Here is a 20,107-nt window from a genome sequence, read left to right as displayed (position 1 = left end):
AGTTCATAAAGTGATCAAAAGGGGCCGAAAGGCCCCTTTTTTAGTTAGGAGATGGTCAGGTTCATCTGCTTTTCTAAAGCGACTAAAGCTGTTTCAAGGTCGTCGTTGACGATCACAGCATCAAATTCTGTTTGTGCTGCCAATTCTTCTTGTGCTCGCTTAAGACGACGCTGGATCGCCTCTTCTGCTTCGGTTCCTCGGCCGCGAATTCGTTTCTCAAGCTCTTCAACGCTTGGTGGTGCAAGAAAAATTTGGATTGCTTCCGGCAAACTGTTTCTCACCTGCCTTGCCCCCTCTAATTCAATTTCAAGCAGCACGGGAATTCCATTGGCTAGGCGTTCGCTGACGGGTTGTCGAGGTGTGCCGTAGCAGTTTCCAGCGAATTCAGCCCACTCCAGCAAGCCGCCGCTTTGAACGAGTTCGTTAAACCGATCTTTGGAGTGAAAAAAATAGTGAATTCCATCGATTTCTCCACTGCGCGGAGCGCGCGTAGTGGCCGACACGGAGAGCCATATCTCTGGATGACGTTCTCTTAGGCGGGCGACCAAGGTGCCCTTACCGACGCCGCTTGGGCCGGTGAGCACCGTGGGCCTGGCGATTGATCGATCAGGAGCCATACGTTGCTTGAGACTGCATCGCAGGGTAGGAAGGCTTCCTGTTCAGCCTGCTTCTCAGGCAATCCATGGCCAGCCAAAGTCCGCAAGTGATGGATCTCACCAGCCTGAGGGCTGTGCTGGCGGATTTACGTGCCCGATTGCTGCCCAGCCGGTTTGAGAAAGCTCAACAGCCCGATCCTCAGACGCTTCAGCTCGGATTTCGCACCCTGCGAGGAATGATTTGGTTGGAACTGAGCTGGAAAGCAGAAGTTCCCCGACTGGTTGAAATCTCCGCGCCACCGAAGCAGGGTGCAGGAAGCACGCTGGCGCAACAGATTCAGCATGGACTCCGCCAACTCGCGCTGACAGAGCTGTGTCAGGAAGGGTTTGAACGGGTCGTGCACTTTCAGTTGGCACTTCGACCTGGACAGGCTCCCCAGCGCACCTTGGTGCTCGAACTCATGGGGCGTCACAGCAATTTGTTGTTGCTGGATGACCGGCAACGCATCACTGCGATCGCACGCCAGGTCCGCACGCACCAGTCGAGAGTGAGGCCGATTGGCACCGGTGATCTCTACAGCTCTCCTCCGGCCCTTCAAGGCATTGCTCCTCGGCTGGATGAGCCTGAGCAACGCTGGAGAGAGCGCTTGGAACTGTTGCCGTTAAGCCTGGAAAAGGCGATGCGCAGTGCCTACCAGGGCATCAGTCCGGTGTTGGCGAGATATCTGGCTGACGAGCATGAAGACGCTGCCAGAGCGCGATTGGCGACCAGCGTTCATGAGCTGAGCGAGCAGGAGTGGCAGGTGTTGCGACAGCGTTGGCAGTGCTGGTTGCAGGCGCTTGAAACCGACAGCTTTGCGCTGCAATTTGATGGGCCCAATTCCTATCGCGTATGGAAGCCTGCGTCAGCAGCGTGGTCTGAAGGGGAGTTGTTGGCCGATCTTGCAAAACAGGGGCAGCCCCTCAGCCTTCGTTTGGGCGAGTACTACGCCACCGTTCTTCAACGTCAGGAGTTGAATCGTGCCACTCAGGATTTGCAAAAGCAGCTCAAGCAGTTAAGGACCCGTGAGGAAGCCCTGTTAGCCGACCAGAGAGCTGGCTTGGAGGAGACGGGCGGTGCCGATGACTTGCAGCAGCAGGGTGATGCGTTGTTGTGTCAGGTGAGTCCGAATCGGGAGACCATCGATCGCGCCCAGAAGCTATATGGCAGAGCGCGAAAACTAAGACGGGCAATCCCGGCGTTGGAAGAACGGCTGCAGCATCACCAAAGCCGGCTGGTGTTACTCGAGGGCAGTGAAAGCTTTCTCGAAGAGCTGATTGGTGCTGATTGGGATGGGATGGAGGCGCGTACAAAAAGCCTTTTAGACCTGCGAGAAGAGTTGGATGATCTGTTGGCCCCAAAACGGCTTCGCCGCCGCCGTCGTCAGGGATCGCGTCGCGTGGACCCTCAGCCCCTCGAGATCCGAAGCCCGGCGGGATTATTGATCCAAGTGGGCCGAAATCATCGTCAAAACGACTGGATCAGTCTTCGGCGGGCACGACCTGGTGACCTTTGGTTTCATGCCCAGGAATGTCCAGGAAGTCACGTGGTGTTGAAGGCATCGGCGGGTTTTGCAGACGACGACGACGTCACCCTTGCGGCTGACATGGCTGCATGGTTTAGCCGCGCGCGTGGAAATCGCCGGGTTGCTGTGGTCAGAGCCCCTGTGGAGCATCTCCAACGCATTGCTGGTGCAGCGCTTGGGACGGTGCAACACAAAGAGGGTGAGGTTGTCTGGGCCGAGCCAGATCGAGCAAGACAGCGACTGATCGCCGGCAAGCTCTTAGCCTGAGTTGACTTAACAGCAGTCGGACTGATCCCTCCCGAGCCGAACGAGAAAACAGTGCTTCCCGCCCCCGAGCCGATTCGGGTGACCCTCCAACCTGAGCAGCTTCCACCCAACGATGTGGAAATGTCTTTGGTGGATCACCTGGAGGAGCTTCGTCAGCGTGTTTTTCGCAGCCTGATTGCGATTGTGCTCGGTGCTTTGGCATGCCTTCTCGCCGTGAAACCCCTGGTGAGGCTTTTGGAGGAACCAGCGGGATCGATTCGATTTCTTCAGTTGGCGCCTGGAGAATTCCTGTTCGTTTCGTTCAAGGTTGCCGGTTACGCAGGGCTCACCTTGGCGATTCCTTACGTTTTGTATCAAGGCTTGGCCTTCGTTTTGCCCGGTCTCACGCGGAATGAGCGTCGTCTCATCGCTCCCGCTGTGGCGGGTTCAGCGGTGCTGTTTTTCGCAGGAATTGCTTTTTCTTGGTGGGCACTCATCCCTGCGGCCCTCGGTTTCTTGGTGAGCTATGGGGCTGATGTGGTGGAGCCGATTTGGTCGATCGAGCGCTACCTCGATTTTGTGCTTCTGCTGATGCTCTCCACAGGACTGGCATTTCAGTTGCCTGTTTTGCAGTTGCTGCTTGGGTTGTTTGGGTTGGTCCGTTGGAAGCGGATGCTCTCGGCCTGGCGTTGGGTCGTATTGATTGCTGCGCTGGCAGGCGCAGTGCTGACCCCATCCACTGATCCGATCACGATGTCGTTGCTGGCCGGTGCGATTTCAGGCTTGTTTTTCGTTGGCGTTGCTCTCGTTGCGGCCGTTGAACGGTTCAGACCAGAAACTCCTCCAGGCGCCCCTCCCCCTGCAGCTGCAGGCTGAGGGCTTTCCCGAGTCGGGGACGGTCTCGCGTGTCGATTAACCACGAACGCACGGCGCCTGCTTGGCCTAGCCGATTCACCACGTCCAAGACTTGGGCTAGATGGGTGCGGTACTCCTCCTCGTTTAAAGGAAAGGATTGCTGCTCCAGATAGGCCCACATCACCTGGAGATACATCCGCTTGCGCCTTACGACGAGTTGCATGTCGTAGCTGGCTTGCCAGCGCTCCCGCAGCAGATCGATCACCTCATCGACTGTCAATGGAGGGATGGATTGTTCGATGGGTGGGTCTACAAGCACGGAAACGGCTGAGTGGATCATGTAAAAGACCAGTCGTCGCAAAGCTTGACGGGACCTTTACCCTCCATAATGGACCTCATTAAGTGTCGATTGAGCGTCAGCTATGACTCAGATCCCAGCCAGTGATGTGCCCGGTATGGGCCGTAGGCAGTTCATGAATCTGCTGACCTTCGGATCCGTCACAGGCGTGGCCCTGGGTGCGCTTTATCCGGTGGCGAATTACTTCATCCCGCCCAGAGCTGCCGGGGGTGGTGGTGGAACCAGTGCCAAAGACGAGCTCGGTAATGCCGTTACGGCTAGCGGTTGGTTGAGTAGCCACGGAGAGGGTGATCGCAGTCTTGTCCAAGGCTTGAAAGGTGATCCCACCTACTTGATTGTGGAAGGCTCTGACGCCATTGGGAGCTACGGCATTAATGCCATTTGCACTCACCTGGGATGTGTCGTGCCCTGGAACAGTGGTGCTAACAAATTCATGTGCCCTTGCCACGGCAGTCAGTACGACGCCACAGGCAAGGTGGTTCGCGGCCCCGCGCCTCTGTCTTTGGCGTTGGCCAATGTCAGCGTCGACAACGACAACGTGTTTGTCAGCCAATGGACTGAAACCGATTTCCGGACGGGCGAAAAGCCCTGGTGGTCCTGATCAGCCCCTCCTTTTTGCTGTCTCTCCCCTACCTCGCTTTCCCATGCGTCGCCTGCTCTCTTCCACTTTTGCCGCACTGATCGTCGGCCTTGCTGTCTTCAGTGCACCCGCTGCAAGTTGGGCCTATCCCTTCTGGGCACAACAAAATTACGATTCTCCCCGAGAGGCCACTGGCAAGATCGTTTGTGCGAACTGCCACCTGGCCCAAAAGCTCACTCAGGCAGAAGTTCCCCAGTCCGTGCTGCCCGACAGCGTCTTCAAGGCAGTTGTCAAGATCCCTTACGACACCGGCGTTCAAGAACTCGGTGCTGATGGCAGTCAGGTCCCCCTCCAAGTGGGGGCTGTTGTGATGCTTCCTGATGGTTTCACGCTGGCTCCTCAGGATCGCTGGACTGATGAAATTAAGGAGGAGACAGAGGGCGTTTATTTCACTGAGTACAGCGACGACCAACCCAACATCATTTTGGTTGGACCGATCCCTGGTGATGAGCATCAAGAGATCGTCTTCCCTGTGCTGGCTCCTGACCCCGCGACGGACAGCAGCATCAGTTTTGGTAAGTACTCCATTCACGTTGGCGGAAACCGCGGCCGCGGCCAGGTGTACCCAACGGGTGAGAAGAGCAACAACACCGTCTACACGGCCCCGGCCTCAGGCTCGGTTAGTGCCATTGAACCTGGTGACAATGGAGCGAGTGTGGTCACGGTGAAATCTGCAGATGGTGCTGAAATCACAGAGACCGTTCCAGTGGGTCCAGCTCTGTTGGTCTCTGTTGGCGATGTCGTTGAAGCTGGGGCCCCCATCACTGACGATCCCAATGTTGGTGGATTCGGTCAGCTCGACACCGAAGTTGTTCTTCAAAACCCTGTTCGCATCTACGGCATGCTCGCGTTCTTCGCGGCAGTTGCTTTGGCTCAGATCATGCTGGTTCTGAAGAAGAGGCAGATTGAGAAGGTTCAAGCTGCTGAAGGCGTCTGATCAAGGTGATCATTCCCGCTGTATTTACTTCACCTGGGCCCGTGCTTTTTCAGCTCGGGCCTATTACTTTGCGCTGGTACGGGCTACTCATCGCACTAGCCGTACTCATCGGCCTCAATTTATCGAGTTGGTTAGCTAAGCAGAGAAATCTCGAATCGGGATTGATTAGCGACCTTCTCCCCATCCTTGTGTTGGCTGCCATTATCGGCGCGCGTCTTTACTACGTGGCCTTTGAATGGCGCTCCTATCAAAACTCCTGGTGGGATGTATTTGCGATTTGGCAAGGGGGAATTGCGATTCATGGTGCATTGATCGGGGGCACGATCGCTGTGATTTTGTTCTGTCGTTGGCGGAGAGTCCCCTTTTGGGATCTGCTCGATGTTTTGGTTCCATCCGTGATTCTTGGCCAAACAATTGGTCGCTGGGGAAACTTTTTCAATTCAGAAGCTTTTGGAGTTCCCACCCAATTGCCCTGGAAATTATTCATTCCTTATTCAAGCCGTCCTCAGATATTTGCTGATTCAGAATTCTTTCATCCCACATTCCTTTACGAATCGATTTGGAATTTGGTGGTCTTTATGTTGTTGATAACGTTGTTTCGATTGGGGCGCAGCGGGCGACTTTCCCTCCCGTCGGGAGCTCTGAGTTGCTTTTATCTGCTCTCTTATAGCCTTGGTCGTATCTGGATTGAGGGTCTGCGCATTGACCCGCTTTGTTTGGGTGGTGTTCCCCCATTTTGTGACGGTGGTTTGAGGATTGCTCAGTTGATGAGCCTCTCGTTGCTGCTGCTTGCGGGCTTTGGTTTGTTTTGGCTATACGGGGTACGAAAGTCTTTGCCTGATCCAGGCTTACGCACCCCAGGTACTTCATGACCACAGTGTCGATCGTCGGTGCAGGACCCGGAGCTCCTGATCTTTTAACGCGACGTGCTGAGAACCGGTTGCAGTCTGCTCAGGTTTTGATTTGGACAGACTCCTTGGTCTCGCCTCAGATTGCGGCTCTAGCTCCTGATCACTGCGAAACGATCCGAAGCAGCACGCTCACGCTTGAGGATGTGCTCCCATTGATGATTGATCGTGCCAAAAAAGGCCTGCAGGTTGTTCGTCTTCATGACGGTGATCCCTGCCTGTATGGAGCGCTTTCAGAGCAAATTTGTGGATTAAACGATGCTGGGATCTCTGTCGATGTGGTTCCAGGAATCAGCGCTTATCAGGCAACCGCTTCAGCTTTAGGGGCTGAACTCACGATTCCTGGGCTCGTTCAGACCATTGTTTTAGGGAGGGCTGGTGGACGCACTGGGGTTCCGGAAACGGAGAGTTTGGAGAATCTTGCTCGCCTCAAGGCATCGCTCTGCCTTTACCTCAGTGCTCGCCATGTTGAGGAGGTACAAGCAACATTGTTGAAGCATTATTCGCCTGATACACCGGTTGCGATCGGTCACCGTGTGAGTTGGCCCGATGAATGGCTGCAAGTCGTCCCGCTGGAGCGCATGGCGGCGATCTCTCGAGAGCGAAATCTAATCCGGACCACTCTTTATGTCGTAAGTCCAGCGTTGAAGGCAGGTCGCCAGCGCTCAAAGCTTTACTCGCCAGACCACGATCACCTGTTCCGCCCTAGTCATTAAGTATCAGGCTTCCCCGTTGTGGTTTAAGATTTGCATTCGGGGCGATTAGCACAGTGGTAGCGCACTTCCTTCACACGGAAGGGGTCACTGGTTCGAATCCAGTATCGCCCATTTTATTCTCCTGATTTCAAATTTACTTCGTTTATTGACGGTGTGAAAATTTGATTTCTCTGACAGTTTGGCGAAACGCAACTAAAATTTCATATCGGTAAATGCATGGAATGTCTGAAGTTAGGGACGCTATCGATCATTCAGACTCCCGTCAGGACGACCTCGCTTCACTTGGCCGAGTCTTAAGGGAAGAGCGGGAAAGGCAAGGGATGACTTGCCAAGCTTTTGCTGATTCGCTCCGTATGGGGAAAGAGCAGCTTGCAGCGTTAGAAAATGGAGATCGGGACAACCTGCCAGAACCCGTTTTTATTTGCGGGATGCTGCGAAGAGTTGCGCAGAAATTGGGATTGGATCCCGCTCCAATGGTTCAACAATTCCAATCTCAGCTTCCTGAGACGAAGGGGGCGCCTGCAAAGCGTGTGAGTCGCGAGCGCTCCGGCTTTTCAGATCCAGCGCAAGGCAAGCAGGACTCCCAACCGATGGGTCGCTGGATCAGCAGTGCAGCTGTGCTTTTGCTTCTTGTTGGAGTGACAGCGGTTAGCGCCATTGCATTTCGTGGCAACCGTCAGCAACAAGCAGCCGTGAGCACCGTGGCTGCGCAGGACCAACCTGTGCCTCAGCCCTCTCCAGCCAGAGACAACAACTTAGGCATCAACGTTGCTGTTGATGGTGACAACAAGAGTTCAGAGGAGATTGTGCTTGTCAGTTCAAAACCGAGCTGGGTTTCTGTCCGCAATCGAAGCGGGGACGTGATCTTTGAGGGCACTCTGAATGAACCGAAACGGTTTGAGGGCGAGCAGGGTCTAGAAGTCTTCGCGGGACGACCTGATTTGGTCCGATTTAGTTACGGGGATGACTCTCCTCGTGTCTTGGGCAGCATCGATCAGTTGCGTTGGTACCCCCTCACTCCTGAACCTTGAGCTTGAGATTTAAACCGGTGACCTCCTTGAGAATGGGGGCACAGCTTTCCAAGCTCCACTGCTCGAGACTGAAATCCTGATCAGCCTGCTCTCCGACTAATTCCAGGACAAGATCTTCGTTTTTGACTTTGACCAACAAGCTTTTGACCACCGGCTCTGGACGTCGATCGAGGGCAACCGCCAATCTGAGCAACAAGGCCATCTCTGAGACCGTGCGCCGATTATCACGGCTTTGAAGCGCTTGCCAAGACTCATGCCTTTTTTTGGGAAGGCTGCGGCGGTGATAGCGCGCGATGGAAGCCACCATCAAATGTTCCGCTTCTGAATAGCCCAGAAGCTCGCCATGGCGAATCAGATACCAGGAGTGCTTGTGATACGCGCTGAGATTGATGTGTTGGCCGCAGGCGTGAAGCATTGCTGCTGCCCATAGCAAGTCACGGCCTGAGCCATCATCACGATGCAGATGGCCTTTGGTGGAGTCATAAAGAGTGAGTGAATGGGAGGCCACACGCTCGGCTCGTTGTTGATTGACGGCAAAACGCTGCACCTGATGGATCACGGTGCGCTGTCGAATGCTGCTTTGAAAGCTGAAACGGTCTTCTAGTAGGCCCTGACGCAACATCCAATCAACGATGAGGCCTTCGCGGAGGGCTCGTTCACTCAGAACCAGCTCATTCACTCCCAACATCTGCATGCTGGTTTGCAGAATTAAGGCACCTGGAACAATGATTTCCGCGCGTCGATCATTGATGGGTGCCAACGCTTTGCGTTGCTCCGGTGTCATCACCACCAAGCGATCCACAACCTTGTCGAGGCGTTGTTTGCTGACCCGATAGCCATGAAGCTTCAGCGGTGGGCGATCTTCCTCGCTGGCGGCCAGGGCTCCTATGGCCATCGCGGTGCCACTGGTGGCCACCATGACTGGAATTTCTTCTGGGGTGATCCGTCTCAACACTTTGTTGACCGCAGGCTCTAATGAGCCTTGGATGAAGGCCTGAAGAAAGGTCCGACGCTGCGGGGGCATCGGGTCAGCTTCAACAAAATCCCGCTGGAGTCGCACCGCGCCAACCCTTGTACTGGTGAGTGCTCGAGCATCACGACCATCCGCAAGGATCAACTCTGTGGATCCGCCGCCGATGTCCAGCACAAGATGCGGACAGTCTCCAAAAGGCATGCCTGAGAGCACGCCTAGGTAGATCAAACGAGCTTCTTCTGGTCCACTGACGAGATCAACTTCGAGATCAAACTGATCCTGAATTTCTTGTAAAAAGTCCCGACCATTCGGGGCTTCACGCACCGCGCTGGTGGCTGCGGTCACGATCTGTTCAACCTGATGACTCAGAGCGAGCTCGCGAAAACGACGCAACGCTTCGAGCCCGCGTTCTATGGCGGCCGCTGAGAGGTTGCCGGTCTCGGGATCTCTTTCACCTAGCCGAGTGGTTGACTTCTCAGCTAATTCGATGCTGAAGGTTCGTAGCTCAGGATCAACAGAGGCCACCAGAAGGTGGGTGGAATTGGTGCCGATATCAATCGCGGCAATCTTTCGCAAGGCTCGACCCTTTTGAACGCTCGGCCCTGCTGTCACTTGAAGCACCGTGCTGAAAGCCCATCCACTTTGCCCTAAGCAGACAGCAAGAACCTCTGCTTAAGGTTCAACAACTGGAGTTCTTTTTGTCAGTCAGCTCCGCCAAGCGCATGTTGTTTTCTCAAACCCTGGCTCCATGGGTTGCCCTGTTGCGTTGGAACAAACCCAGCGGAAGACTGATTTTGCTGATTCCAGCAGGCTGGAGTCTCTGGCTTACTCCGAATGCTCCGCCCTCAGCGACCCTCGTGGTGATGATCGTGCTTGGCGGCCTGGCGGTGAGTGGGGCTGGCTGTATTGCCAATGACTTATGGGATCGGCGCATCGATCGCAATGTGGAACGCACGAAGCAGCGTCCACTTGCGCAAGGAAGTTTGCGTGTTGGACAGGCCGTCGTTGCTTTGATCGTGCTGCTGATCATCAGTTTGATCGTGGTGCTGAGCTTGCCGAATTCCGTGCGCAACCTCTGCCTATTGCTGGCTTGTCTCGCCCTGCCGCCGATCTTGATCTATCCGTCCGCTAAGCGATGGTTTGCCTACCCCCAAGCGGTCTTGGCCTTGTGTTGGGGTTTCGCGGTGTTGATTCCTTGGGCCGCTCAAGAGGGAAATCTGCATGGTGGTTGGCCCTTGGCCGGTTGTTGGCTTGCCACCCTGCTTTGGACGTTTTCTTTTGACACGGTGTACGCGATGGCGGATCGTCCGGATGATGCCCGGATGGCTCTAAACAGCAGCGCACTGAGTCTTGGCTCGTCCGCATTGCGCGTGGTGGCTGTCACCTATGCGCTCTCGATGCTGGCCCTTGCTGTTGCCGCCTCCTTTGCAGGAATCGGAGTCATTTTCTGGCCGTTCTGGTTGGTGGTGGCCTTCGGGATGCAGCGTGCAACCCGAGCGCTCAAAAGCGTTCAGCAGCAGCCCATGTCGGCGTATGGCGTTCATTTCAGTCACCAGGTGCGCTTGGGCGCACTGTTGTTGTTGGGTTTCGTTCTCGGGCGGCTGGGTTGATGCACCACACCGAGCGGTCTGAGTGGTTGCTATCCCCTCTTCAGAGGGGTGATGAGGTGGCTGTCGTGGCCACCAGCTCTGCACTTGACAACACAGACAACCTTTTGCGAGGGATCTCGATCCTGGACAGCTGGGGATTGCGAATCCGTCCGGATGTGATCAGCCAAAGGCGCTGGGGCTATCTGGCCGGACGGGATGACGAACGTCGGAGTGATTTTCAAGCGGTTCCCAATGCACCCCTCTTGGCTTGCGCTCGCGGTGGTTGGGGCGCTGCCAGGCTGTTGGAACGCCCCTTCGTTTGGCAGCAAGGATGGTTGCTGGGTTTCTCAGATGTGACCGCCCTGCTCTGCGCTCGCATGGCAGCAGGTGTAAGCGGTGGGGTCCATGGGCCCTTAATTACGACCCTCGCCGATGAACCCGAGTGGAGCCAGCGGCGTCTGCATGATCTGCTCTTTGGCCATCCTCTGCCGGATCTTCAAGGGGTGTCTTGGCGGGGAGGCGTAGCTGTTGGCCCGTTGCTAACGCTGAATTTAACGGTGGCTTCCCATTTGATCGGGACTCCTTTCCTGCCGGATCTGAGTGGAGTTGTGTTGGTTATCGAAGACATCGGCGAAGCTCCCTATCGGATTGATCGCATGCTCACGCAGTGGCGATTAGCCGGACTGCTGCAATCGCTTGCCGGTCTTGGCTTCGGTCGATTCCTGGGCTGCGATCACGAGTCGGACTCGGGTGGTTTCAGCTTGGAGGAGGTGTTGCGAGAGCGCACTGCAGACTTGGAAATCCCGGTGGTGGCCAATCTGCTTGTGGGGCACGGCCCGGGGGGGAATGCAGCGTTGCCGGTTGGTGCGATCGCGACCCTCGATGGCGATCAGGGTGTCTTGAGCGTGGGGGCTAACCCTTGCGTTCAGCCAGCACCGCAGCAGCCACAGTGAGATCAAAAGGGGTCGTGACTTTGATATTGGAAGGACCAGCATCAAGAACGTTGACCGGCCATCCCAAGCGCTCGTAGAGGGAAGCGTCATCGGTGACAGTCCAGCCATTCGCGCGGGCCTCACGATGACCTTGGCGGAGTTCATCCACTGAGAAGGCTTGTGGAGTCTGGGCCGCCCACAGCTCTGCGCGATTCGGGGTCGCTGTGATCCGGCCTGATTCGTCCACTTGTTTAATCGTGTCGGTGACAGGGGTCGCTGCAATCACCGCCTTGCCGCCGCGAACGGCGTCTGAACAGCGGTTAAACAAGTCGGGTGAGGCCAGACAGCGGGCTCCGTCATGGATCAATACGTGTTGTGCTTGGTTTGGTAGCCCGGCCAATCCCCGTTCGACTGACTCCTGACGACTGTCTCCGCCGGCAATCCAAGCGACGGGTTTGGGAGCGCCTTCAACGAGAGCAAGAATCGCGGAACGGTCAATCTCCTGACCAATGATGCCGATCCAATCGATCGTCTCAGCTTCAAAAGCTGCTTGCAGTGTCCATGCCAGTACGGGTTGTCCTGAGAGCGGCAGCAGCAGCTTGTTGCGGGTTGCCCCCATCCGCCGCCCACTACCAGCGGCTGCGATCAACAGATGCATAAGCGACTCCTGTTTTCAGCAACCTGAAACGGCCTCCATACAATCAGCTCGCACCACTTGTGCTGTTGTTTCATGCGCCTTCTCGTTTTAAGCCCAGGAACAGCTCAACAGCAGCTTGAGCGTATGCCTGCCATAGCAGCCTGTGCCAACGAGCTTGGAGCTTCGATCCAAGTGGCCTGTTCCCCTGTCTATCGATCGCTGTGGACGTTGCTGCCCTCGGTCGAAAAAATCATTCCCTTTGACTTTTCGGCAAGTTTGACCATGGCCGATTGGGCCAATCTTCTTGGCTCTGTTCGAGAACCTGATTTCCAGGTTTGCCTCAATTTTGCTGAGGGGCGTCAGGTGAACCTGATGCTGTCGATGAGCCATATTCCGACGCGGATTTCAGAAGCTGGATTTGCTTCTACGGCTGTGGCCAGCCATGTTGAAGGCTGGAGTGCGCAACGCCTCTCAGGATTTCTGGCTCCGATTGGTCTCAGCTTGGATGCCGGGGCATTTCGGATCAGCTTGCCTGCAGAGTTGATGAACAGCGCGCGCGAACGGCAGCCCCAGGGAGATGGTCCGTTGTTGTTGCTTCAACCCGTTGCAACGGCGGGAGATTGGCCAGCAGAACGCTGGAAGCACTTACCACAAACGATCAAAGACAAGCTTCCCGCGTTGCGCACCATTCATCTCGGTGACAACAGCTCGTTTGCAGAGAGAGCTGCGCAGATTGCCTGCGCTGATGTGGTGTTGACCAGTTGTGCTGTCACCAGTCTGTTGGCAACATTTTGCGGGGTGCCCTTGGTTGCCCTCGGATTGTCTAACGATCAACTGCCGGAGCGGGATGTGATTCGGCATCTCGGCAATGACGATCTGCGCGCGCTCTCTGAAGCTGATGTGTTGCAGGCGATGGGCTTCTGATGAAGAGGCCACGACGGAAGTCGCAACAACGTCGTTGGCTTCAGCGCTACCCCATCCAGTTGTATCGCCCTCAGCTTCGTCAGCTGGCCAGACCATGGCTGCTGCCTGTCGTCGCCCTGGCCATCGTGATCTTGGGCGGAGCGATTGGCTATCGGATCACCGAGGGTTGGGACTGGGGCGATTGTTTGTGGATGGTGCTGATCACGATCAGCACCATCGGATACGGCGAAGTGGAGCCCCTCTCCCAGGCCGGAAGGCTGGTGACGGTGTTGATCGTGGCGGGAGGCATCGTTGTGGTGCAGCTCTCGATTCAAAAAATTCTTGGCCTGACAGAATCGGGATACTTCCGCCAGTTGCGGGAGTTGAGGTTTCGCCGAAACCTGCGGCGTATGAACAACCATGTGATTCTTTGCGGGTATGGCCGCATTGGCCGGGAGATTGCTGAACAGCTGCTTCTGGAGACCGTTCCTGTGCTCGTGGTGGAGATGGATTCGGGGCGTCGGCAGGCGGCTGAGGAACGCGGTTTGCCCGTGCTCCAGGCTGACGCGACTCTCGATGAGACCCTTCTTGAGGCTGGACTGCATCGCTGTCGCAGCCTGGTGGCGGCACTGCCTAGCGATGCCGCCAATTTGTATGTCACGCTCAGTGCTCGAGGCTTGGAACCGGGATGCCGTCTGATCGCCCGAGCGGATGGCGAGGAAGCGGCAGCAAAGCTTGAGCTGGCTGGAGCCACGGTTGTGGTGAGTCCTTACGTCGCTGGGGGCAGGGTGATGGCAGCAACAGCGCTGCGGCCTTTGGCGGTGGACTTCATGGATCTGTTGTCTGGATCGGAATTTGAAATTGAAGAATTTCGCTTGAGTCGTGATCCATCACTGGTGGGACATCTGGCCAGCAAAAGCTTGTCGGAGCTCCAGCTGGGTCGCCGCAGTGGGGCCATGGTGCTGGCCATCCGTGACGGCAGCGCATTGAAGGGAAATCCCAGCGGGGAAGAACGGCTTGGTCCTGGTCAACTTCTTGTGGTGATGGGCAGCCAGAAGCAGCTGGAGTTATTCCGCAATTTGCTGGGTGATGCCATCGACACGATTGAAACGATGCGGGGCGTTTAGCCGACCTTGATGACTGAAGGGGCAAACGATCCCTACGATCACACGATCGTAAAAACAAGTGTTCATGCGTTCATCCGCTTCTCTTGACGGTCAAATCGCCCTTGTCACCGGTGCAAGCCGTGGCATCGGTCGTGCAGTGGCCTTGGCTTTGGCCGGTGAGGGCGCAGAAGTGGTGGTGAATTACGCCAGTTCTCCAGACGCGGCTGAGGAAGTGGTTGCCGAGATTCAGGCCAACGGAGGCTCCGCTTATGCCCTTCAGGCCAACGTCGCCGACGAGGCTTCCGTTGAAGGCTTGATCAAAACGGTGTTGACGCGCAGTGGACGCATTGACGTGCTGGTGAATAACGCAGGGATTACGCGTGACGGCTTGTTGATGCGGATGAAAACAGAGGATTGGCAAGCGGTGATCAATCTCAATCTCACCGGAGTTTTTCTTTGTACTCGGGCAGTCACACGCCCAATGTTGAAGCAGCGGAGTGGTCGCATCATCAATATCACCTCGGTGGTTGGGCTGATGGGCAACGCCGGACAAGCCAATTACGCAGCAGCCAAAGCCGGCGTTGTGGGACTCACGCGAAGCAGCGCCAAAGAGATGGCGAGCCGGGGAATCACGGTGAATGCTGTTGCACCTGGCTTCATTGCCACCGATATGACAAAAGATCTTGAGGCGGACGCCATCCTTTCCGCCATTCCTTTGGGACGGTTTGGGACCCCAGATCAGGTGGCTGGAACCGTGAGGTTTTTAGCTGCTGACCCCGCTGCCGCCTACATCACGGGACAGGTGCTGCAGGTGGACGGTGGGATGGTGATGAGTTGATGTTCAGCTTTGGAGAGGCTGACCAAGCTCCTCTCTTAAGCGGCGAATGCGCTGAAGCAACTTCAATCTCCGACTGCGATCCGTCGCTGTGAGATAGATGCGCAATGGCACATAGACCAACGTCATGGTTGCTGCGGTCGCAGACATGAAAACGAAGAACAGCGCGCCGGAATCCTTCATTCCTAAACATTAACGAGCCCCTTTGCGCCGTTGGTCGATGGATTCGGCTTTCCCCACTTCCGAGAGGAGTGGGTGGTCGTAGACGCTGGAAGGGATTGACCCTCGGGCTTCATACACTATGGCCAAACTTCTCAGCTTCTCGAACGAATCACGGGAGTCCCTCGAACGAGGCATGAATGCTCTTGCTGATGCCGTTCGGGTCACGATCGGACCTCGTGGCCGCAATGTGGTGCTCGAGAAGTCCTACGGCTCGCCCGACATCGTCAATGACGGTGACACGATCGCCAAAGAAATCGAACTTGCAGACCCGTTCGAAAACATTGGCGCCAAGCTGATCCAACAGGTGGCGTCCAAGACCAAGGACAAAGCAGGAGATGGCACCACAACGGCCACCGTGCTCGCCCAGGCGATGGTGGAGGAGGGGCTTCGTAATACAGCTGCTGGTGCCAGTCCGATCGAACTGCGCCGGGGCATGGAAAAAGCTGTGGCTGCAGTGGTGACGAGCCTGAATCAGCGCAGTCAGTCCGTGAGCGGAGATGCGATTCGCCAGGTCGCCACGGTGAGTTCCGGCGGTGATGAAGAGGTGGGTTGCATGGTTGCCGAGGCCATGGACAGGGTGAGCTTTGACGGTGTGATCACCGTTGAGGAGTCCAAGTCTTTGGCCACTGAGCTTGAAGTGACAGAGGGCATGGCCTTCGATCGCGGCTATAGCTCCCCCTACTTCGTCACCGATGGTGACCGCCAGATTTGTGAATTCGAGAATGCGTTACTGCTGCTCACCGATCGCAAGATCAGCTCGGTGACCGATTTGGTGCCGGTGTTGGAAACGGTTCAGAAATCAGGCTCCCCTTTGGTCATTTTGGCTGAAGAAGTGGATGGGGAAGCCCTCGCAACCCTGGTCGTCAATAAGAACCGAGGGGTGCTGCAGGTGGCTGCAGTGCGAGCCCCATCGTTTGGCGAGCGTCGTAAGGCGGCTCTTGCTGACATCGCAGTGCTCACGGGCGGTCAAGTCATCAGTGAAGACAGGGCGATGACCCTCGACAAGGTGACGATGGAGGACCTCGGACGGGCACGCCGGATCACGATCAGCAAGGACAGCACCACGATCGTGGCTAGCGATGACAGCAAAGATGCCGTCAGCGCCCGTGTTGCCTCGATCAGGCGCGAGCTCGAGAACACGGATTCGGAGTACGACCAAGAGAAACTCAACGAGCGCATCGCCAAGCTCGCTGGAGGAGTGGCCGTCATCAAGGTTGGCGCCCCGACAGAGACAGAGCTCAAAAACCGCAAGCTACGCATCGAGGATGCTCTCAATGCCACCCGTGCTGCTGTGGAGGAAGGCATTGTTGCTGGAGGTGGATCCACCCTTCTGCACATCGCTTCAGAACTCGATGCTCTGGCCTCTGGGTTGGAAGGTGATCAAAAGACTGGGGTGGAAATCGTTCAGCGTGCCCTGAGCGCTCCCCTGCGTCAGATCGCTGAAAATGCAGGCTCTAACGGTGATGTGGTGGTGGATCGCGTCCGTACTAGCGGACAGGGGTTCAACGCGCTCACCGGAACCTATGAAGACCTGATGAGTGCCGGAATTCTGGATGCATCCAAGGTGGTTCGTCTTGCGCTTCAGGATGCGGTCTCGATTGCATCGCTGGTGGTGACCACTGAAGTTGTGGTCGCAGATAAGCCTGAGCCCCCTTCTCCTGCAGGTGGCGGTGGTGACCCCATGGGCGGTATGGGAGGGATGGATCCCATGGGCGGCATGGGCGGTATGGGAATGATGTAATTCCGGGATTGGGATCCCTTAAAGGGATCCCACCAGTCGAGCGTGGATTCGGCACACCGATAAAGCTTCACGGGGCGGCTGGCTGCACAGTCTCCCCAACTCTCGATTAAGGGCCTGTAGTTCTGTCATCGGCAACCCTGCAATTGGCAGTCCGAAGAAGGCACTGCTGAGGACGACAGGAAACGCAAATTTAAACAACATGCCTGAGTCTTTTGAGACTCACCCACTCTGCCTGTTCAGGGTCCTGAGGTATTCGGCCACTTGGAGGTCAACGCCAGTAATCGCCGTGCCAACGACAACAAGATCGGCTCCACGCTCAAGGGCCTGGGACGCTGAATCGGGCGACTTGATGCCCCCCTCACAAATCAACGTCACCTGGTCGGAAAGTTGCTCTCTCAAAGGTGAGATCAACCCGTAGCCGGGGGGATTCTCTTGTGCTGTTTGCTCTGTATATCCATAGAGGGTGGTGCCCACCCATTCGCATCCCAGTGATGCCGCGATCAAGCCGTTCTCGATGGAGTCCACATCGGCCATGAGTGGTGCTCCTAGGTCTTCTTTCGACCTTTGAATAAGTGCAGCAAGGTCGTCCTTCCCTGGCCTTTGGCGCGCTGTGGCATCGAGGGCGATGACGTCAGCACCGGCTGCCCAGACCGCTTGAATGTCGTCCCAGCGAGGAGTGATGTAGACCGAGCTCTCTGGAAAGGTGCGCTTCCATAGGCCAATGATCAAGGCGTTAGGACAGCGGTTGCGTACAGCTCCGATGTGCTCTGGGCTCTCGAGGCGCACACCAGTTGCTCCGTTGCGAAGACTGGCTTCAGCCATGGCCGCAATCACATCGGGATGCCGCATGGGAGATCCTTCTGGAGCTTGAACGGATACGATCAAACCACCCTGAAGTTGGGTGCGGGATGGGACGGGCATAGTCCTCAGGATGCCTGTAGATCTTGGACTGCTGAGGACGCCACCATCCAGCGACGAAAGCGCTGAGCACCGAGTGCAATCGGAGGTGGTGCGACTGCGAGTGGCGGATTGGAAGAACGATCAGCTAAGTCTTCAATCACCCTAGTTTCATCCTCATTGGAGTCACTCGGAAGGGGTGCCACGTGTAGGACCCGTGTCTCGGCTGCGACGGTTGGATCACTAACGATGGACAACCCTGGGATCTTTGGCTTCTCCTCTGAAGGCATGGAAGAGGGGAGAGCGTCCGGGGTGGCTTCCACCGTTCGTTGGGGAAGAGAGCTCACCCCATAGCGATGCACCCACTGCAGTTCTAATTGCGCGATCAGGGAGATTTCTCTTAATTCGTTGGCGACCAGCAAGCGACGTTGTAGGTCTAATTGGCGGGGGTTCAGGGGCTGAAACGAAGAGACAGACACGGAATCAAGAGAGTTTTCGGTTGAGCAGTGGTCGGATGAGGAGAAACAGCCCCACGGTGAGCCCGGTCAAGACCAACAAGCAGGTCTGTCCCGTGACTGATCCGTAGGGTGCGTCCAAAAGAACCAGCGAAAGATCGAGAGGGCCTGCATAGGCTGCTCGAATGGGTTCTATCGCGAAGGTAAGGGGATTTAGGGCTGCTAGCCAGCCCATCCACACAGGCATAAAGCTGAGAGGTGCTAACGCGGTGCTTGCAAAGAGCAGGGGAAGATTGGCGACAAAGATCACCGCAATTAACTCAATGTGACCAGGCAAGGCAAAGGCCAAACCCAGACTTAAGGCCGTAACGGCAAACACCAATAGCAGCAGGGTGAATAGGACGAGCAACAGACCACCAGCTCCAGGCCATCCATAGCCGAGCAATGCCGCTGTCACCATGATCGCCAAACTCTGCACGAGGCTCAACGTGGTGATGAAAATCACCGAAGCGAAGACAATCGAACTTCGACTTCTTAATGGCGCAACAAGAAGTCGGTTTAGAAAGCCAAATTCGCGGTCAAACATGACCGGAAGCCCTGCATTGAGTGCACCGCTGAAGGCTGTGAACACAATCACTCCAGCCCCCAGAAAACGCCCGTAGCTCATGCCGCCGGGCAATAGACCCTCTGGAGCCTTAGAGAACAGAGCTCCAAACAAAATCAACCAGATCAGTGGCTGTAGAACGCCGGCAATCAGCGTGGAGGGACGCCGTTTGAGCTGCACGAAGAGGCGACGCGTTAGAGCTGTCGTTTCCTGGATGATCTCGGTCAAAGCTCCTCTGGAGGACGCTTGACTCGCATCGATCTGAAGAAGGGGTGTGGTCATGGGGCGCACTGATGGAAATCGGATGGTGAAAGCAGGTCGTTACCGCATGGCTTGCTTGCGCTCTTGCTTCGGATCACGCTGACCGGCAATGGCCAGCTCGGCATCCATCAGGGTCCGTCCTGTGGCCTGAAGGTAAACATCGTCAAGACTGGGCCTGCTTTGGGCCAGGGCAAACACGGGAAGCCCTGCTTCTTCTAAACAAAGGCGAAGTCGAGGAAGAACCTGTTCTCCATCCACCACAAGGTTCAGAGAGTGGCCCTGCGAACGATTAATCACAATGTTTTGGACGCCATCAAGGGGTTGAAGCAAGTCGCGAATGGTCTCTGCTTCCTGCTCGTTGCTGAACTCACGCACACGCAAGGTGACTCGATCCCCTCCCAAACGTTTCTTGAGTTCGTTTGGAGTTCCCTCTGCAATCACCGTTCCGGCATCAATGATCGCCATTCGATCTGCGAGTGCTTCCACTTCCTCGAGATAATGGGTGCTGAGCAAGACCGTTGTGCCCTGGTCCCTTAAGTCACGGAGCACATTCCAGATCACGGCTCGACTTTCGATGTCAAGTCCGACGGTGGGCTCATCGAGGATGAGGAGTTGGGGGCGATGTAGGAGGCCAGCCGCTAGGTCAAGTCGACGACGCATGCCTCCGGAATAAGTACCGCATCGTCGGTCGATCCAGGGATCCATGCCCAACATCTCGATCAGGTCGTCGATCCGTTGATTCCTCTGCTTCGGTCGTAAGTGATAGAGGTCCCCTTGAAGTTCAAGGAGCTCTCGCCCAGTGAGGATTTTGTCAATCGCTACCTCTTGAGCGACATAACCAATCAGGCGTCGAATGTCCCGTTGGTCCTTCAAGGCATCGAGACCAGCAATGCGGACATCTCCAAGATCTGGAGCCAGCAGAGTGGCAAGAATTCTCAGTGTTGTGGTTTTGCCAGCACCATTCGGTCCCAGCAAGCCATACAGGCATCCCTCAGGGACTTGCAAGCTCAAGTCCCTGAGCGCTGGAATCGTCCCGTAAGACTTTTCCAGGTGATCGAGCACGATCAGGGACATGGAACCGTCCTAAAGCGAGAGTAAAG

Annotated in this window: 22 protein-coding genes and 1 tRNA gene; 14 read left to right on the top strand and 9 right to left on the bottom strand. The window is 56.1% G+C overall.

All coding sequences use genetic code 11. The annotated features are described in order from the left end of the window. Positions 1-44: 44 nt before the first annotated feature. Positions 45-617: a guanylate kinase gene (gene gmk, locus SynSYN20_RS11025; protein WP_186523706.1), complete on the bottom strand. Its 573-nt coding sequence runs from the start codon at positions 615-617 to the stop codon at positions 45-47. A 65-nt stretch (positions 618-682) separates the two neighbouring features. Here gmk and SynSYN20_RS11020 point away from each other — a divergent pair, with 65 nt between their 5' ends. Then, a complete protein-coding gene (locus SynSYN20_RS11020) occupies positions 683-2,428 on the top strand; it encodes an NFACT family protein (protein WP_186523705.1) in 1,746 nt (581 codons plus the stop codon). 120 nt (positions 2,429-2,548) lie between these two features. Next, the gene (tatC, locus tag SynSYN20_RS11015; protein WP_186525601.1) at positions 2,549-3,283 is read left to right on the top strand and encodes a twin-arginine translocase subunit TatC; all 735 of its coding nucleotides are present in this window, start codon (positions 2,549-2,551) and stop codon (positions 3,281-3,283) included. On the opposite strand, the gene SynSYN20_RS11010 is transcribed toward tatC, so the two are convergent. Further along, positions 3,234-3,602, bottom strand: a complete 369-nt coding sequence (locus tag SynSYN20_RS11010; protein ID WP_186523704.1) for a DUF3067 family protein — start codon at positions 3,600-3,602, stop codon at positions 3,234-3,236. The two genes, tatC and SynSYN20_RS11010, sit on opposite strands and share 50 nt — an antisense overlap. A gap of 82 nt (positions 3,603-3,684) precedes the next feature. Here SynSYN20_RS11010 and petC point away from each other — a divergent pair, with 82 nt between their 5' ends. From petC to SynSYN20_RS10980, 6 genes are all read left to right on the top strand, one after another. Next, positions 3,685-4,221 (top strand): cytochrome b6-f complex iron-sulfur subunit, encoded by a 537-nt coding sequence (gene petC / locus SynSYN20_RS11005; RefSeq protein ID WP_186523703.1) that lies wholly within the window; start codon positions 3,685-3,687, stop codon positions 4,219-4,221. Between the two features lie 43 nt (positions 4,222-4,264). Continuing rightward, the gene (gene petA / locus SynSYN20_RS11000) at positions 4,265-5,197 is read left to right on the top strand and encodes a cytochrome f (RefSeq protein WP_186523702.1); all 933 of its coding nucleotides are present in this window, start codon (positions 4,265-4,267) and stop codon (positions 5,195-5,197) included. Positions 5,198-5,202: 5 nt separating this feature from the next. Next, the gene (gene lgt / locus SynSYN20_RS10995) at positions 5,203-6,069 is read left to right on the top strand and encodes a prolipoprotein diacylglyceryl transferase (RefSeq protein WP_370586679.1); all 867 of its coding nucleotides are present in this window, start codon (positions 5,203-5,205) and stop codon (positions 6,067-6,069) included. Then, the gene (gene cobM, locus SynSYN20_RS10990; protein ID WP_186523701.1) at positions 6,066-6,821 is read left to right on the top strand and encodes a precorrin-4 C(11)-methyltransferase; all 756 of its coding nucleotides are present in this window, start codon (positions 6,066-6,068) and stop codon (positions 6,819-6,821) included. Before lgt ends, cobM begins: the two co-directional genes overlap by 4 nt. Before the next feature lie 39 nt (positions 6,822-6,860). Then, positions 6,861-6,932, top strand: a tRNA-Val gene (locus SynSYN20_RS10985). A 110-nt stretch (positions 6,933-7,042) separates the two neighbouring features. Further along, positions 7,043-7,852, top strand: a complete 810-nt coding sequence (locus SynSYN20_RS10980; RefSeq protein ID WP_186523700.1) for a helix-turn-helix domain-containing protein — start codon at positions 7,043-7,045, stop codon at positions 7,850-7,852. Here the strand turns inward: SynSYN20_RS10980 and SynSYN20_RS10975 are convergent. Next, positions 7,836-9,446: a Ppx/GppA phosphatase family protein gene (locus SynSYN20_RS10975; RefSeq protein ID WP_186523699.1), complete on the bottom strand. Its 1,611-nt coding sequence runs from the start codon at positions 9,444-9,446 to the stop codon at positions 7,836-7,838. The genes SynSYN20_RS10980 and SynSYN20_RS10975 overlap by 17 nt on opposite strands. A 101-nt stretch (positions 9,447-9,547) precedes the next feature. On the opposite strand from SynSYN20_RS10975, the gene SynSYN20_RS10970 reads away from it, so the two are divergent. Continuing rightward, complete coding sequence (locus tag SynSYN20_RS10970) at positions 9,548-10,435, top strand: 4-hydroxybenzoate polyprenyltransferase (RefSeq protein ID WP_186525599.1); 888 nt, start codon at positions 9,548-9,550, stop codon at positions 10,433-10,435. Continuing rightward, positions 10,435-11,367 (top strand): LD-carboxypeptidase, encoded by a 933-nt coding sequence (locus tag SynSYN20_RS10965; RefSeq protein ID WP_186523698.1) that lies wholly within the window; start codon positions 10,435-10,437, stop codon positions 11,365-11,367. The genes SynSYN20_RS10970 and SynSYN20_RS10965 overlap by 1 nt, the downstream gene beginning before the upstream one ends. On the opposite strand, the gene ispD is transcribed toward SynSYN20_RS10965, so the two are convergent. After that, positions 11,327-12,004 carry a 2-C-methyl-D-erythritol 4-phosphate cytidylyltransferase gene (ispD, locus tag SynSYN20_RS10960; RefSeq protein WP_186523697.1) on the bottom strand — a complete coding sequence of 226 codons (678 nt, stop codon included), beginning with the start codon at positions 12,002-12,004 and terminating at the stop codon, positions 11,327-11,329. The genes SynSYN20_RS10965 and ispD overlap by 41 nt on opposite strands. Before the next feature lie 72 nt (positions 12,005-12,076). On the opposite strand from ispD, the gene SynSYN20_RS10955 reads away from it, so the two are divergent. The 3 genes from SynSYN20_RS10955 (at position 12,077) to fabG (ending at position 14,830) form a co-directional block, all read left to right on the top strand. After that, positions 12,077-12,907 carry a glycosyltransferase family 9 protein gene (locus tag SynSYN20_RS10955; RefSeq protein WP_186523696.1) on the top strand — a complete coding sequence of 277 codons (831 nt, stop codon included), beginning with the start codon at positions 12,077-12,079 and terminating at the stop codon, positions 12,905-12,907. Next, positions 12,907-14,013, top strand: a complete 1,107-nt coding sequence (locus SynSYN20_RS10950) for a TrkA family potassium uptake protein (RefSeq protein ID WP_255476253.1) — start codon at positions 12,907-12,909, stop codon at positions 14,011-14,013. Before SynSYN20_RS10955 ends, SynSYN20_RS10950 begins: the two co-directional genes overlap by 1 nt. 64 nt (positions 14,014-14,077) lie before the next feature. Next, positions 14,078-14,830: a 3-oxoacyl-[acyl-carrier-protein] reductase gene (gene fabG, locus SynSYN20_RS10945; protein WP_186523695.1), complete on the top strand. Its 753-nt coding sequence runs from the start codon at positions 14,078-14,080 to the stop codon at positions 14,828-14,830. Between the two features lie 3 nt (positions 14,831-14,833). Here the strand turns inward: fabG and SynSYN20_RS10940 are convergent, their stop codons facing one another. Further along, positions 14,834-14,977 carry a hypothetical protein gene (locus SynSYN20_RS10940; RefSeq protein WP_186525734.1) on the bottom strand — a complete coding sequence of 48 codons (144 nt, stop codon included), beginning with the start codon at positions 14,975-14,977 and terminating at the stop codon, positions 14,834-14,836. Between the two features lie 151 nt (positions 14,978-15,128). Between SynSYN20_RS10940 and groL the strand changes: the two genes are divergently transcribed. Continuing rightward, positions 15,129-16,790 (top strand): chaperonin GroEL, encoded by a 1,662-nt coding sequence (gene groL / locus SynSYN20_RS10935; protein ID WP_186523694.1) that lies wholly within the window; start codon positions 15,129-15,131, stop codon positions 16,788-16,790. 219 nt (positions 16,791-17,009) lie between these two features. Here groL and SynSYN20_RS10930 read toward each other — a convergent pair whose 3' ends face one another. The 4 genes from SynSYN20_RS10930 to SynSYN20_RS10915 are packed head-to-tail and all read right to left on the bottom strand — an operon-like array spanning position 17,010 to position 20,081. Next, entirely contained in the window at positions 17,010-17,711 is a 702-nt protein-coding gene (locus tag SynSYN20_RS10930) for an N-acetylmannosamine-6-phosphate 2-epimerase (RefSeq protein WP_186523693.1), read from the bottom strand. A gap of 5 nt (positions 17,712-17,716) precedes the next feature. Beyond that, entirely contained in the window at positions 17,717-18,166 is a 450-nt protein-coding gene (locus tag SynSYN20_RS10925) for a hypothetical protein (RefSeq protein ID WP_186523692.1), read from the bottom strand. Positions 18,167-18,170: 4 nt separating this feature from the next. Further along, positions 18,171-19,028, bottom strand: a complete 858-nt coding sequence (locus SynSYN20_RS10920) for an ABC transporter permease (protein WP_186523691.1) — start codon at positions 19,026-19,028, stop codon at positions 18,171-18,173. 39 nt (positions 19,029-19,067) lie between these two features. Further along, entirely contained in the window at positions 19,068-20,081 is a 1,014-nt protein-coding gene (locus SynSYN20_RS10915; protein ID WP_186523690.1) for an ATP-binding cassette domain-containing protein, read from the bottom strand. Positions 20,082-20,107: the final 26 nt, after the last annotated feature.

The organism is Synechococcus sp. SYN20, assembly GCF_014279555.1.
Taxonomy (GTDB): Bacteria; Cyanobacteriota; Cyanobacteriia; order PCC-6307; family Cyanobiaceae; genus Synechococcus_C.
This window is presented reverse-complemented; position numbering and strand designations above follow the sequence as displayed.